The 13,850-nt window shown below is 64.8% G+C and carries 13 protein-coding genes; 9 read left to right on the top strand and 4 right to left on the bottom strand.

What is annotated here, in order from left to right; all coding sequences use genetic code 11:
• Nucleotides 1-642 (top strand): trimeric intracellular cation channel family protein, encoded by a 642-nt coding sequence (locus Q4610_RS14405; protein ID WP_304536656.1) that lies wholly within the window; start codon nucleotides 1-3, stop codon nucleotides 640-642.
• A 7-nt stretch (nucleotides 643-649) separates the two neighbouring features.
• Here Q4610_RS14405 and Q4610_RS14400 read toward each other — a convergent pair whose 3' ends face one another.
• Nucleotides 650-802, bottom strand: coding sequence for a hypothetical protein (locus tag Q4610_RS14400; RefSeq protein ID WP_304536655.1), 153 nt, complete (start codon nucleotides 800-802; stop codon nucleotides 650-652).
• A gap of 88 nt (nucleotides 803-890) precedes the next feature.
• Nucleotides 891-2,774 carry a signal peptide peptidase SppA gene (gene sppA / locus Q4610_RS14395; RefSeq protein WP_304536654.1) on the bottom strand — a complete coding sequence of 628 codons (1,884 nt, stop codon included), beginning with the start codon at nucleotides 2,772-2,774 and terminating at the stop codon, nucleotides 891-893.
• A gap of 153 nt (nucleotides 2,775-2,927) precedes the next feature.
• On the opposite strand from sppA, the gene gpmA reads away from it, so the two are divergent.
• From gpmA to Q4610_RS14355, 8 genes are all read left to right on the top strand, one after another.
• On the top strand, nucleotides 2,928-3,614 hold the full coding sequence (gene gpmA / locus Q4610_RS14390) for a 2,3-diphosphoglycerate-dependent phosphoglycerate mutase (RefSeq protein WP_304536653.1): 687 nt from the start codon (nucleotides 2,928-2,930) through the stop codon (nucleotides 3,612-3,614).
• A 142-nt stretch (nucleotides 3,615-3,756) separates the two neighbouring features.
• On the top strand, nucleotides 3,757-4,245 hold the full coding sequence (purE, locus tag Q4610_RS14385; RefSeq protein WP_304536652.1) for a 5-(carboxyamino)imidazole ribonucleotide mutase: 489 nt from the start codon (nucleotides 3,757-3,759) through the stop codon (nucleotides 4,243-4,245).
• A gap of 9 nt (nucleotides 4,246-4,254) precedes the next feature.
• On the top strand, nucleotides 4,255-5,325 hold the full coding sequence (locus Q4610_RS14380; protein WP_304536651.1) for a 5-(carboxyamino)imidazole ribonucleotide synthase: 1,071 nt from the start codon (nucleotides 4,255-4,257) through the stop codon (nucleotides 5,323-5,325).
• Complete coding sequence (locus tag Q4610_RS14375; RefSeq protein ID WP_304536650.1) at nucleotides 5,322-5,804, top strand: dihydrofolate reductase; 483 nt, start codon at nucleotides 5,322-5,324, stop codon at nucleotides 5,802-5,804. Before Q4610_RS14380 ends, Q4610_RS14375 begins: the two co-directional genes overlap by 4 nt.
• Before the next feature lie 65 nt (nucleotides 5,805-5,869).
• Nucleotides 5,870-6,796, top strand: a complete 927-nt coding sequence (gene ribF, locus Q4610_RS14370; protein WP_304536649.1) for a riboflavin biosynthesis protein RibF — start codon at nucleotides 5,870-5,872, stop codon at nucleotides 6,794-6,796.
• A 138-nt stretch (nucleotides 6,797-6,934) separates the two neighbouring features.
• The gene (gene ileS / locus Q4610_RS14365; RefSeq protein WP_304536648.1) at nucleotides 6,935-9,892 is read left to right on the top strand and encodes an isoleucine--tRNA ligase; all 2,958 of its coding nucleotides are present in this window, start codon (nucleotides 6,935-6,937) and stop codon (nucleotides 9,890-9,892) included.
• Nucleotides 9,889-10,404, top strand: a complete 516-nt coding sequence (gene lspA / locus Q4610_RS14360; protein ID WP_304536647.1) for a signal peptidase II — start codon at nucleotides 9,889-9,891, stop codon at nucleotides 10,402-10,404. Before ileS ends, lspA begins: the two co-directional genes overlap by 4 nt.
• Nucleotides 10,401-10,817 (top strand): DUF3035 domain-containing protein, encoded by a 417-nt coding sequence (locus tag Q4610_RS14355; protein WP_304536646.1) that lies wholly within the window; start codon nucleotides 10,401-10,403, stop codon nucleotides 10,815-10,817. The genes lspA and Q4610_RS14355 overlap by 4 nt, the downstream gene beginning before the upstream one ends.
• 49 nt (nucleotides 10,818-10,866) lie before the next feature.
• Here the strand turns inward: Q4610_RS14355 and Q4610_RS14350 are convergent, their stop codons facing one another.
• Both Q4610_RS14350 and dxs read right to left on the bottom strand, forming a co-directional pair.
• The gene (locus Q4610_RS14350) at nucleotides 10,867-11,898 is read right to left on the bottom strand and encodes a polysaccharide pyruvyl transferase family protein (RefSeq protein WP_304536645.1); all 1,032 of its coding nucleotides are present in this window, start codon (nucleotides 11,896-11,898) and stop codon (nucleotides 10,867-10,869) included.
• A gap of 22 nt (nucleotides 11,899-11,920) precedes the next feature.
• A complete protein-coding gene (dxs, locus tag Q4610_RS14345; protein ID WP_304536644.1) occupies nucleotides 11,921-13,843 on the bottom strand; it encodes a 1-deoxy-D-xylulose-5-phosphate synthase in 1,923 nt (640 codons plus the stop codon).
• Nucleotides 13,844-13,850 lie beyond the last annotated feature (7 nt).

The raw sequence follows: 13,850 nt of genomic DNA, 5'->3' as shown, positions 1-13,850 counted from the left end.
ATGCTCTCACCTAATCCCTCGCTCGTCACCTCGATCGGCCCGGTGCTCGAAACCCTCAGCATCGGTGGCACTTTCGTCTTTGCCGCCTCCGGCGCGCTGGCGGCGGCGCGGTTGCGGCAGACGCTCGTGACCTTCGCCTTCTTCGCGCTGGTGACGGGGGTGGGGGGCGGCACGGTGCGCGACCTGCTGATCGGCGCGCCGGTTTTCTGGGTGGTCGATCCGGTGCCTGCGATCGCCTGCATGGGGGCGGCCCTGGTCGTGTGGTTCACCCCCCGCCGCTGGTGGAGCGCCCGCGCGCTCGACTGGCTCGACGCGATCGGCCTGGCCGCCTTCGCCGTGTTCGGGGCGGCCAAGGCGATGAGTTTTGGCATCCCGCCCTTTGTCGCGGGGATGATGGGTGTCGTCACCGGCTGCGTCGGCGGCATCATGCGCGACCTGCTGGCCGGCGAGCCGTCGATCCTGCTGCGCCCGGAACTCTATGTAACCGTCGCCGCTTTCGCTTCCGGCCTGTTCGTGGCGCTGCGCTGGGTCGGGCTGGACGTGCCGGTCGCGGGCGTCATCGCAGCGCTGCTGGGCTTTACCCTGCGCGCGATGGCGATCCGGCGTGGGCTGGGGTTGCCGGTGTATCGGGATGAGGTGTGACTGAGTTTCAAACACCTAACTTAACGGCTATGATTACAGTAATTGTGGCTACAAAAGAGCCAATCACACGTCTGTAAGCAACTAGAAAAGCCATCACTGGGCGATCATATCTTAAAAATGCTTTGATCTGCTGTGTGGTGTGATTTTGCCGCTGCTGCATAATGCCTCCATCGCGCATGGGAATCTATGCGTGGAGGATATGTCAAGCGATTAGCCCATGTTTATACCCCTCAGGGTAACAGCGCGTCCTACCGCCACAACCCCGCGATCATCGCCATCATGCTGCGTTCTTCCGCCGCGTTGCGGAGGCGCGGCGCGCCGTATCCCCGGCATTCCAGGCAGTCGGCGCGGATGCCTGCGCCCGTGACCAGCGCCCGCACATCCGCCACCGCTTGGCTGGCCCAGCCGCGCTGCGCCGCCGCCTGCCGCGCGAGCATGTCGCGGGGCGCGTCGGCGTCGTCCTGTTCGCGCTCGGCGATCGACTGGATGAACTGGGTGAAGGCATCGGGCTTCTTTTCGATCGCATAGGCGCGCGCCTGGGCGGGATCGATCTTGGCCCGTCGCGCCGCTTCGGCGATCGCGTCCTCCAGCCCCCCGAAGCGATCGACCAGGCCGATCTGCCGCGCGGTGCCGCCGTCCCAGACGCGGCCCTGCGCGATCGCGTCGATCTGCGCGGGAGTTTTGCGCCGCGATTGCGCCACCAGTCCGACGAAGCGGCGATAGATATCCTCGACCCCCAATTGCATGATCTGGTCGAACGCAGGCGTCGTGCCGCCCACTACATCGGGCTGCCCGGACAAGGGCGTGGTGCGGACGCCATCGGTGGTGATGCCCATTTTCGCCAGCGTGCCTTCGAAACTCGGCAATATGCCGAACACCCCGATCGACCCGGTGATCGTGTCCGGTTCGGCAAAGATGATATCGGCCGGGGTCGATATCCAGTAGCCGCCGCTCGCCGCGACATTGGCCATGGACACGACGATCGGCAGCCCGGCCTTCTTCGCTTGCAGGATCGCGCTGCGAATCTTCTCCGACGCCATGACCGATCCGCCCGGCGAATCGACCCGCACCACCAGCGCCTTCAAGTCCTTTTCCTGCAACGCGGTCAGCAGCAGGTCGGAAATCGTGTCCCCTGCCGCCGTGCCGGGGCCGCCTTCGCCATCGACAATGTCGCCCGCGACCGTCAGCACGCCGATCTGCCCGTCATTGGCGGGCTTGCGCGCCTTGACATAGGTGGCGAGGTCGATCGTCGCGAAGCTGCCCGCCTTGTTCTGTCTCGCCGCGCCGGCAATGGTGGCGACCCGCGCGCCGAACGCGGCCTCGTCCCCCAGCCTGTCGACCAGCCCGCTGGCCAGCGCCGCCTTGGCCATGTCGCCACCCGAAGCGCGCGCGGCGGCCAGCGGATCGGCGGCATAGGCCACGATCTTCGCCCTGGGCCGGGCCTTTGTCACGTCCTCCTGCCAATTCTGCCACAGCGCCCCGGCCAGCGCCTGATTGGCCTGTTTTGCTTCAGGCGATTGTTCGGTACGGGTGAAGGGTTCGACGAAGCTCTTGTAGGTGCCGACGCGATAGACATGGGTGTTGACGCCCAGCTTGTCGATCAGCCCCTTATAATAGAGGTTCGACCCGCCCCGGCCCAGAATCGCGACGCCGCCCAGCGGATCGCTCCACACTTCGCTGGCATGGGCGGCGATCTGATAGCTGTCGTCGCTATAGAGGGTGGCATAGGCCAGCACCGGCTTCTTGGCCGCGCGCACGCCGTCCAGCGCCTTGCCGACCCGTGCGATCGCCACCTGCCCGCCGCCCAGGAAACCGTCCAGGTTCAGCACCACCGCCTTGACATTGTCGTCGCGCCTGGCCGCATCCAGCGCGGCGACGATGTCGGACAGGCGATATTCCTTCATACCGGGGCCGGACCCGCCCAGCAACTGCATCGCGCCCATTTCGGCCGGTTGTTCGACGATGCTGCCGTCCAGGTCGATCAGCAGCGCGCCCGACGACATGGTCTTGCCCGGCTTGGGCGAGAAGGAGAGGGCGGCATAGAGCGCCCCGAAGAAGAGCAGCAGCAGCAGCAGGACGAGGCCATCCTTGATCGCGACCAATATGCGCCACGCGCCCTTCACAAATGCCAACTGCCATGTCCTTCCGGTTGAAGCGCAACGGCTAACCCATCGGCCCGTCCACTGCAATGTGGTGGGACGGCGCGCAGGGACAAGCTTGCACCACTGATTTTGCCCGTTATGGACGAGCCATCATTTGCAAATCTCGTGCAGGAGACGCGACTAATGCCCACGCTCGTCCTTATCCGTCATGGCCAGTCGGCCTGGAACCTGGAAAACCGCTTCACCGGCTGGTGGGACGTGGATGTGACCGAAAAGGGCGCGGAGGAAGCGCGCGCGGCCGGGCGGCTGATGAAGGCCAAGGGGCTGGACTTCGACCAGTGCTATACCTCGGTCCAGACCCGCGCGATCAAGACGCTGAACCTGGCGCTGGAGGAAATGGGCCGGCTGTGGCTGCCGGTGGAAAAGGACTGGCACCTCAACGAACGCCATTATGGCGGTCTTACCGGGCTGGACAAGGCGGAGACGGCGGCCAGGCATGGCGACGCGCAGGTCAAGATCTGGCGCCGCAGCTTCGACATTCCGCCGCCGGTGCTGGAAGCGGGCAGCGAGTTCGACCTGAGCAAGGACCGTCGCTATGCCGGCATCCCGATCCCCTCGACCGAATCCCTCAAGGACACGATCGCCCGCGTCCTGCCCTATTGGGATGCGAAGATCGCCCCCGACCTGAAAGCCGGCAAGCGCGTCCTCATCTCCGCCCACGGCAATTCGCTGCGCGCGCTCGTCAAGCATCTGTCGAACATCCCCGATGACGAGATCACCGAACTGGAAATCCCGACCGGCCAGCCGATCGTCTATGATCTGGCGGACGATCTGGGCGCAATCGACCGCTATTATCTGTCGGAACGATAAGGGGGCATGCTCCCGCCTGCGCGGGAGCCGCAGCGTTCGGGGTGTCGGTGGTGCGTTTTGACGTTTGCCCAACGCCCCCGCTGCCGCTAAGGGGCTGTGCTTTCCGGGCGGCTCGCCATGCCGCACGATCAGGGGAAGGCGTATGAGCGGGGCAGTCACAGTCGGCATCATCATGGGGTCGCGGTCCGATTGGGACACGATGCGCCATGCCGCCGAAACGCTCGACGCGCTGGGCGTCCCCCATGAATGCAAGGTGGTGTCCGCCCACCGCACCCCGCAGCGCCTCTATGACTATGCCACCGGCGCGGTTGCGCGCGGCCTCAAGGTCATCATCGCCGGTGCTGGCGGGGCTGCGCATCTGCCCGGCATGACCGCCGCGATGACCCGCCTGCCGGTGCTGGGCGTGCCGGTCGAATCCAAATCGCTCAAGGGCATGGATTCGCTTCTTTCCATCGTCCAGATGCCCGGCGGCATCCCCGTCGCCACGCTGGCGATCGGCAAGCCCGGCGCGATCAACGCCGGCCTGCTTGCCGCAGCGATCCTGGCCACCACCGACGACGCGCTGGCGGCCCGGCTGGATGCGTGGCGTGCGCGCCAGACAGACGCCGTTGCCGAAACGGTCGAGGATTAAGAGTAACCGATGACCATGATCGCGCCCGGTTCGACCATCGGCATCCTTGGCGGCGGCCAGCTCGGCCGGATGATCGCCATCGCGGCGGCGCAACTTGGCTATCGCACCCATATCTATGCGCCCGAAGACAGCGGCCCGGCCGCCGATGTGTCGCCCAACTGGACGCGCGGCGAATATGAAGATGCCGCTGCGCTGGGCGACTTTGCCGACAGCGTCGATGTCGTCACCTATGAATTCGAGAATATCGATCCGTCCGCGGTCGAGGTGCTGGCCACCCACGGCCTTGTCCGCCCCGGCGCGCAGGCGCTGCGCGTGGCGCAGGACCGGCTGGCCGAAAAGCGCTTCGTCTGCGACCTGGGCGGCCTGACCGCGCCTTTCGCGCCGGTCGAGAGCCTGGACGACCTGGAAAGCGCGATCGGGCAGGTCGGCAGCCGCGCCATCCTGAAAACCAACCGCATGGGTTATGACGGCAAGGGGCAGGCCCGCCTGTCCGAACCGGGCGATGCGGTCGGCGCCTGGAACGCGATCGGGCGGCAGAGCGCGATCCTGGAAGGGTTCGTGACCTTCGACCAGGAATTTTCGGTGATCCTGGTGCGCGGTCATGACGGCGCGGTCCGCTTCTGGGATTCCTCCGCCAATGTCCATGTCGACGGCATCCTCGCCACATCGACCGTGCCTGCTGGCGCGCTGATCGAGGGGCAGGTGGAGCAGGCCCGCGCGATGGCGCGCAGGATCGCCGACGCGCTTGACTATGTCGGCGTGCTGACCTGCGAATTTTTCGCCAGCGCCGATGGGCCGGTATTCAACGAAATGGCCCCGCGCGTCCATAATAGCGGCCATTGGACGATCGAGGGCGCGGTGACGAGCCAGTTCGAAAATCATGTCCGCGCGATCTGCGGCCTGCCGCTGGGCGACACCGCCCTGGCCGCGCGCGGCGTGGCGATGCGCAACCTGATCGGCGATGAGGCGCATGAGTGGCAGGCGATCCTGTCCGACCCCGCCAATCATCTCCACCTCTACGGCAAGCATGAAGCGCGCCCCGGCCGCAAGATGGGGCATGTGACGCGGTTGTCGCTGTGAGCGAGATTGTCCTTGTCCTCGCCCGTGCCGACAATGGCGTGATCGGCCGGGATGGCGACCTGCCCTGGCGGCTGCCGGCCGACCTTAAACATTTCAAGGCGATCACCGCCGGCCATCCGATGATCATGGGGCGCAAGACCTTCGACAGCCTGCCCGGCCTGCTGCCTGGCCGCCGCCATATCGTGCTGACCCGCGACAGTGGCTGGACGGGCAAGGGGGCGGAGGTCGCCCATGATGTGGACGCCGCATTGGCGCAGGCGGCCGCGCCGTCCGTGATGGTCATCGGCGGGGCGGAAATCTACCGCCTGTTCCTGGACCGGGCGGACCGGATCGAGCTGACGCAAGTGCATGTCGATGCGGTGGGCGACACCGTCATTCCCTGTCCCGATCCGGCGCACTGGCGCGAAATCGCGCGTGCCGATCATCCCGCGCTGGACGGCCGACCGGCCTATAGTTTCGTGACGCTGGTGCGGCGCTGACCGCATTCGTGGCGTAAGCAGGCGGTCCATTGCCACGCCCCCCGCACCCCCCTATAGGCCGCGCCATGGAGCGGCTTTCTAGCAGCGCCCCGATCCCCGCGCATCTGCGCGGCAGCATCATGGCGCTGGGCAATTTCGACGGTTTTCATGCCGGTCATCAGGCGGTGGTGGGCCGCGCCATCGCGCGCGCCCGTGCCGAGGGGCGACCGGCGATCGTCGCGACCTTCGATCCGCATCCGATGCGGTTGTTCCGGCCGGACACGCCGCCCTTTCGCCTCACCACGCTCGACCAGCGGCAGGCGCTGTTCGCCCGCGCCGGTGCCGACGCGATGCTGGTGTTCGATTTCACCCCTGTACTGGCCGCGCTCGATCCCGCCGCCTATGTCGCGCTGCTGACCGATCGCCTGGGCGTCGCCGCCGTCGTCACCGGCCAGGATTTTACCTTCGGCCACGCGCGCGCCGGCACGGTCGGCAGCTTCGCGCAGTTCGGCCTGCCGGCGGAAGCGGTCGCGCCGGTGGTGGACGGGCAGGGGGCCATTTCCTCCAGCCGCATCCGCAACGCGCTGCGCGCGGGCGATTGTGATACCGCCACCCGCCTGTTGACCCGACCCTTCGCGATTGCGGGCATGGTCCAGCATGGCGACAAGCTGGGCCGCACCATCGGCTTTCCCACCGCCAATATCGACATGGGGCCATATCTGCGCCCCGCTTACGGCATCTATGCGGTGCGCGGCCTGCTGGCAGACGGCCGGGTTCTCGACGGCGCGGCGAACCTGGGCATCCGTCCCAGCTTCGACCCGCCCAAGGAATTGCTGGAGCCGCATTTCTTCGACTTCGCCGAAAGCCTCTATGATCAGGTCATGGAGGTGCAGTTGATCCGCTATCTGCATGCCGAACGGAAATATGATGGCCTCGACGCGCTGATGGCCGGCATCGCGCGCGACTGCGACGATGCGCGGCAAATCCTTGCGGGAACGCCCCGGCTCGCTTAAGGCACCGGGCCTGATTGACCCAACATCCGCTCGGTTCGAGCTTGTCGAGAACTGATCTTGAAGCCCCGTTCTCGACTGGCGCTTCTCGACTTCGCTCGAAGCTGCTCGAACCGGACGGTTTAATATAAGCGCAGCCATATGACCGACCAGCCCGACTATAAAGCCACCGTATTCCTCCCTGTCACCGACTTTCCGATGAAGGCGGGGCTGGCGCAGAAGGAACCGGCCATCGCCGCCAAGTGGGAGGCGATGGACCTCTATGGCAAGCTGCGTGAGCGGCGCGCTGGGCGCGAACGCTTCATCCTGCATGACGGCCCGCCCTACGCCAATGGCGACATCCATATGGGCCATGCGATGAACAAGGTGCTGAAGGACATCATCGTCCGCAGCCAGTCGCTGCTGGGCAAGGATGCGCCCTATGTCCCCGGCTGGGACTGCCACGGCCTGCCGATCGAATGGAAGATCGAGGAGGAATATCGCAAGAAGAAGCTGAACAAGGACGAGGTGCCCGCCGCCGAATTCCGCGCCCAGTGCCGCGCCTATGCCGACAAATGGGTGGGCGTGCAGAAGGAGCAGTTCAAGCGGCTGGGCGTGATGGGCGACTGGGCCGATCCGTATCTGACGATGAAGTTCGATAGCGAAGCTACCATCGTTGGCGAACTGCTGAAATTCGCGGAAAACCGCCAGCTCTATCGCGGTGCCAAGCCGGTGATGTGGTCCCCGGTCGAAAAGACCGCGCTGGCCGAGGCCGAGGTTGAGTATGAGGATGTGACCTCGACCCAGATCGACGTGGCATTCGAAATCGTGGACGCTCCTAATGCGCCGGAGCTGGTTGGCGCTTATGCGGTGATCTGGACGACGACGCCCTGGACGATCCCGGTGAACCAGGCGATCGCTTATGGGGAAGATATTGAGTATGTCCTCGTAGACTTTGGGGTCGGTGAGGAGAATCGTTCGACCAGTTCGAATGAGCTTTTGGAGTTTTCAAGAGGTCGTAGAATATTGGTTGCAGAGGCTTTGCTCGAATCTCTTTTTATTCGGATGAATCGAGACATTGAGCTTCGATTTGGAGCGGGGTCACGAATCTTCCCGTTCAACGTGCTGCGTATTAAAGGCTCCGACCTCGCTGGTGCCACCGCCCGTCACCCGATGCACGCGCTCGGCGGTTTCTTCGCTGAACCGCGCCCGTTCCTGCCCGGCGATTTCGTCACCACCGACGCTGGCACCGGTCTTGTCCATATGGCGCCCGACCATGGCGAGGATGACTTTGAACTGTGCAAGCGATTTGCACCGACGCTTGGCACGAAATCGCTCCCCCTCGCGCCGATATTCGCGGTGCAAGGCGATGGCACCTATCGGGACGACTGGATCTGGCCGCAGGACAAGTCGCTGTCGGTCATCAACAAGAAGCTGCTCGCACCGGATGGCCCGATTTGCAGCGATCTCAGGGCCGCGGGCGCATTGCTGACTGTCCGCAACGATGAAAGCACGCGGCATAGCTATCCCCATAGCTGGCGCTCGAAAGCCCCGCTTATCTATCGCTGCACCCCGCAATGGTTCATCCCGATGGACCGGACGGGGGAACTCGGCAGGGGCACGTTGAGCGGCTCTCTTGTGCTGAGTGGCGGCAACGGCCCGACGCTGCGCGAAGTCGCGCTCGACGCCATCGAACACACTCGCTGGGTGCCGGAGCGCTCGACGAACCGCATCCGCTCCATGGTCGAAGGTCGCCCCGACTGGGTCATCAGCCGCCAGCGCGCCTGGGGCGTGCCGATCGCCCTCTATGTCCATCGCAAGAGCGGCGAGTATCTGGTTGATCAGGCAGTCAATGCCCGGATCGTCGAAGCGTTCAAGGCCGGCGGTGCGGATGCGTGGTTCGGGGCGGATCATCAGGCACTGCTCGGCCCGGACTACGACCTCAATGACTATGAGGTCGTGAACGACATTCTCGACGTCTGGTTCGACAGCGGCTCCACCCACAGTTTCGTCGTGGAGGCCCGCTATGGGGCAGGCACCCGCGCCGATCTCTATGTCGAAGGGTCCGACCAGCATCGCGGCTGGTTCCAGTCCTCGCTGCTGGAAAACTGCGGCACGCGGGGCCGCGCACCCTATGACGCGGTGCTGACCCACGGCTTCGCGCTCGCCGCTGATGGCACAAAGATGTCGAAGGCCAAGGGCAATGGCGTCGATCCGCTCAAGATCATGAGCGAAAGCGGCGCGGACATTCTGCGCGTATGGGTCGCCAGCACCGACTATTTCGATGATGTCCGCATCGGCAAGGAAGTGCTGGCCGGTTCGTCCGACGCCTATCGCAAATTACGCAATACTTTCCGTTATATGCTCGGCGCTCTTTCCGACTATGATGAGGAAACGGAAGCAGTTTCCTATGCCGAAATGCCGGAGCTGGAACGCTATATGCTCCACCGGCTGGCGACACTGGACGCTGAACTCAGATCGGTCGTGGACAAGGTTGCGAATAGCGAAAACTGGCTTGAATTCAGCCGCTACACCCGTGCGATCTTCGATTTCGCCAACAGCGACCTGTCCGCCTTCTTCTTCGACATTCGCAAGGATTGCCTCTATTGCGACGCGCAATCCGACCCCAGGCGCCGTGCCTATCGCACCCTGCTCGACACGCTGTTCCATGCGCTGGTCCGCTATGTCGCGCCGATCATCCCCTTCACTGCTGAGGAAATCTGGCAAAGCCGTTTCCCAAGTGACGAGGATAGCGTCCATTTCCTGGAATGGCCGGAGATCGACAAGCATTGGATCAACCAGCATCTGGACAACAAGTGGACGCTGCTGCGCGACCAGCGCGAACAGGTCAATGAAGCGATCGAACCCTTCCGCCGCGAAAAGATCATTCGCTCCAGCCTGGAGGCCGATGTGACGATGGGTGAATTGCTGCCCAGCGACGGTGTGAACTTCGCCGAGATCGCCATCGTCGCCCGCATCGAGATGGGCGTGGGCGACGGCATCATCGTCAAGCCGAGCGACTGGCACAAATGCGGCCGCTGTTGGCGGCTGCTGCCCGAAGTGACGGAGGACGGATCGCTCTGCAACCGTTGCGACGATGTGCTGAAGGCCGACGCATGACCGCGCCCGTCAACCACCGCCCGCTTGGCCTGACCGTCGCGATCGTCACGCTCGCGCTCGATCAGCTCATCAAATATAGCGTCACCTATCCGCTGGCGCTCAAAAGCCGCGCCGATGCAGGGATCGAGATACTGCCCTTCTTCCGCCTGCGCTGGCTGGAAAATCGCGGCGTTTCCATGGGCTTCTTCCACGCCGATAACGACACTGCCCGCTGGGCGCTGGTCGGCATGACCATGCTGATCGCCGGTTTCGTCGGCGTGTGGATGTGGCGGGAGCGCGCGCGGCAGGATGTCGCGGCGCTGGGCCTGGTCCTGGGCGGCGCGATCGGCAATATCGTCGATCGGATGCGGCTGGGCTATGTCATTGATTATGCGGACCTGCATTTCGGCGAATGGCGGCCTTTCCTGATTTTCAACCTGGCTGACGCCGCCATCACCATCGGCGTGCTGATCCTGCTTGCGCGCGCGCTGCTGCTGCGCGACAAGGGCGCAAAGACGGAGAATTTGAAGTGAAGCGTAACCTGATCCTCGCCGCCGGCCTTGTTGCAACCCTGTCCGCCTGTGGCGGCGGTGGCGGCCTGTTCAACCGTGATCGCCCCGATGAATTCGCCGTTTCGCGCCAGGCGCCGCTGGTGATCCCACCCGATTTCGCGCTGGTGCCGCCCGCCCCCGGCACACCGGCAGCCGCCGTGGTCGATTCGCGCAGCGAAGCGATGCAGGCCATGTTCGGCGGTCCCGCCGCCCGCAGCGCCAGCGAGACGACGACCCTGAGCGCCGCCGGCCGCGCCAATGCGGCGGCGGGCATCCGCTCGACCGCTGGCGATCCGGCGACCGAAGTGGTGGACAAGGGCGCCACCACCCGCAGCATCATCGCCGCGCCCGAAGGCGACGGCCAGGACGCGCGCGCCGCCACGTCGCAACAGTAAAGGCATGACATGGGACGACGCTCTGAACGCCAAAGCGTCGTCCTGAAAGTCAGAGCGTCGTCCGCTCCCCGCCCAGCAGCGGCATCCCGCGAATCAGCGGATGGTCGAATATCGTGCCGCCGTCGGGCGCCTTGATCGGATTGGCGGGCAGGGGGCAGGCGTCTATCATCGGCTGGGCATCAAAGCCCACCGGCGTCCAGCCGCGGTCAACCGCGCGCATCACATCCGCCCAATCGGTCGGCAGCTTGCGATTCTGCACATAGATGGGCAGGCGCGGCTTGCCCATGCCCAGATAAAGGTCGGTGAAGCGGGTATCGATCTGCTTGTCGTCATTCACGTCCAGGTCGATCATGGCCAGCCCCTTGTTCGGGCCGCGCACCCCGAAATACAGGCAGGGGATGCCATAGCTTTCAGCAAAGACCATGCCGTGCAGGCTGGTCGACACCAGCCGGCGGCAGGAGAGAATGTCGTCCAGCCGCTGTTTCAGTCCATCGACCGTCCGGGGCGTGACGGTGTTCAGCAATTTGACCGATCCGGCAAATTCATCCGGCACGACATAGCGGGCATAATCCTTGGGATGCGCTTCGGTATCGCGATCGGCCAGGTCGACCAGATGGATGAGGACGCCCAGATCCCATTTCTTCTCGACTGGTCCCGGATAGAAGTCCGGCAAAATCCACACCGGGTCGCCAAAGGCCGAATCCGGCGCAACCGGCACGCCATCGTTCAGCACCTTGCGGGAAAAGGGACCGCGCGTGGAGCAGATATGCACATCGGTGCCTGCCGGCCGGCTGTAGAGCGTTTTTTCTCCACCGGCGCCAATGGTATAGTGGGACGAACCCGTGCCCCAGAACCAGACTTCGCCCCGCGCATAATTTTGCCCGATCGACCCGACCGACGCCATGCGCAGCATGTCGCCCACCATCGGTTCATGCTGGACCGGCAGGCCCGTCAGCATCGACAGCATGGCGGGGCTGAGCGCGTCGCCCAGGTTCAGATAGTCCGCGCCCTTGGTCCCGGCCGCCCAGCTCAGCGGAATAAAGCCATGTTCCTCGACATGGCGGGCAATCGCATTCGTCATCAGTCCCCCTGAATCAAGAGCTTCAGGCGCGGACCTCCGCACCCATGTTCGCGCTGTTATGCCGCAATGCGGTCAGGATGGTAGTGACAATTGCATCCGCATCCAGCCGCGCGTCGGCATATTGTTTTTCCGGCTTGTCCTGGTCCTGGAAAATGTCGGGCAGGCGCATGGTGCGCAGTTTCAGGCCATTGTCGATCAGGCCCAGGTCGCTCGCCAGCGTCAGCACATGCGCGCCAAGGCCGCCGATCGCGCCTTCCTCTATGGTGACGGCGACCTCATGGGTGGTCAGCAGCCGGCGGATCATCGCTTCGTCCAGCGGCTTGGCGAAGCGCAGGTCGGCGATGGTGGTGGACAGGCCCTTGGCCTCCAGCGCTTCGGCCGCCTTCATCGCTTCCTCCAGCCTTGTGCCGAGCGAAAGAATGGCCACTTGCCGCCCTTCGCGCACGATCCGGCCCTTGCCGATTTCCAGCCGTTCGGGAATGGCCGGCATGGCGACGCCGGTGCCGTTGCCGCGCGGGTAGCGCACCGCGATCGGCCCGCTGTCATGGACGGCGCAGGTATGGACCATGTTCACCAGTTCCGCTTCGTCGGCGGCGGCCATCACCACGAAATTGGGCAGGCTGGCCAGATAGGTCACGTCGAAACTGCCGGCATGGGTAGAGCCGTCCGCACCGACCAGCCCAGCCCGGTCGATGGCGAAGCGGACCGGCAGATTCTGGATCGCCACATCATGCACCACCTGGTCGTAGGCGCGTTGCAGGAAGGTCGAATAGATGGCGCAGAAGGGGCGCATCCCCTGCGCCGCAAGGCCGGCGGCAAAGGTCACGGCATGTTGTTCGGCAATGCCGACATCGAACGTCCGGTCGGGGAAGGCCGCCTGGAACTTGTCGAGGCCCGTGCCCGACGGCATCGCCGCGGTGATGGCGCACACCTTGGCGTCGCGCTGCGCCTCGGCGATCAGCGCCTGCGCGAACACATTGGTATAGCTGGGCGGTCCGGGCGGCGCTTTCGCCTGCGCGCCGGTGATGACATCGAATTTCTGCACGCCATGATATTTGTCGGCCGCCGCTTCGGCCGGGGCATAGCCCTTGCCCTTCTGCGTCACGACATGGATCAGGCACGGTCCTTCCGCCGCGTCGCGGACATTTTCCAGCACCGGGATCAACTGGTCCAGATTATGGCCGTCGACCGGGCCGACATAGTAAAAGCCCAGTTCCTCGAACAATGTCCCGCCCATCGCCATGCCGCGCGCGAACTCGTCGGTCTTGCGGGCGGCATTGTGGAGCGGGCGGGGCAGACGGCGCACCAGCCGCTTGGCCAGGTCGCGCAGGCCCAGAAATTCGCGGCTCGACACCAGCCGGGCGAGGTAGGCGGACAGGCCGCCCACCGGCGGGGCGATCGACATGTCATTGTCATTGAGGATGACGATCAGCCGGTTGCCGGCCTCCCGCGCATTGTTCATGGCTTCATAGGCCATGCCCGCCGACATGGCACCGTCGCCGATCACGGCGATGCCCTTGCCCGGCTGGTCCTGCATCCTGTTGGCGACGGCAAAGCCCAGCGCCGCGCTGATCGAGGTCGAGCTGTGCGCCGCGCCGAACGGATCATATTCGGATTCGGCGCGCTTGGTGAAACCGGACAGGCCGCCACCTGTGCGCAGGGTGCGGATGCGGTCGCGCCGGCCGGTCAAAATCTTGTGCGGATAGCATTGATGGCCGACGTCCCAGACCAGCTTGTCGTTGGGCGTATCGAATACATAGTGAATGGCGGTCGTCAGTTCGACGACGCCCAGGCCAGACCCCAGATGACCGCCGGTTACACCGACCGCCGCAATGGTTTCCGCGCGCAGTTCGTCGGCTAACTGGCGGAGCTGGTCGGGCTGCAACTGGCGCAGGTCGGCGGGGGTGTTGACCGTATCGAGCAACGGCGTGGCGGGACTGGACATGGGATGT

The sequence above is a fragment of the Sphingobium cyanobacteriorum genome, from assembly GCF_030580935.1.
Classification (GTDB): domain Bacteria; phylum Pseudomonadota; class Alphaproteobacteria; order Sphingomonadales; family Sphingomonadaceae; genus Sphingobium; species Sphingobium cyanobacteriorum.
The sequence above is the reverse complement of the archived record's forward strand: the minus strand, read 5'-3'. Positions and strand labels throughout refer to the sequence as shown.

Excerpts from the sequence above, each read along its gene's own strand:
- Q4610_RS14400 (WP_304536655.1), bottom strand. The coding sequence starts at position 802 with ATGCAGCAGCGGCAAAATCACACCACACAGCAGATCAAAGCATTTTTA.
- Q4610_RS14350 (WP_304536645.1), bottom strand. The coding sequence starts at position 11,898 with ATGACGAATGCGATTGCCCGCCATGTCGAGGAACATGGCTTTATTCCG.
- purE (WP_304536652.1), top strand. The coding sequence starts at position 3,757 with ATGAGCGGGGCAGTCACAGTCGGCATCATCATGGGGTCGCGGTCCGAT.
- ileS (WP_304536648.1), top strand. The coding sequence starts at position 6,935 with ATGACCGACCAGCCCGACTATAAAGCCACCGTATTCCTCCCTGTCACC.
- Q4610_RS14405 (WP_304536656.1), top strand. The coding sequence starts at position 1 with ATGCTCTCACCTAATCCCTCGCTCGTCACCTCGATCGGCCCGGTGCTC.
- lspA (WP_304536647.1), top strand. The coding sequence starts at position 9,889 with ATGACCGCGCCCGTCAACCACCGCCCGCTTGGCCTGACCGTCGCGATC.
- ribF (WP_304536649.1), top strand. The coding sequence starts at position 5,870 with ATGGAGCGGCTTTCTAGCAGCGCCCCGATCCCCGCGCATCTGCGCGGC.
- Q4610_RS14380 (WP_304536651.1), top strand. The coding sequence starts at position 4,255 with ATGACCATGATCGCGCCCGGTTCGACCATCGGCATCCTTGGCGGCGGC.
- dxs (WP_304536644.1), bottom strand. The coding sequence starts at position 13,843 with ATGTCCAGTCCCGCCACGCCGTTGCTCGATACGGTCAACACCCCCGCC.
- gpmA (WP_304536653.1), top strand. The coding sequence starts at position 2,928 with ATGCCCACGCTCGTCCTTATCCGTCATGGCCAGTCGGCCTGGAACCTG.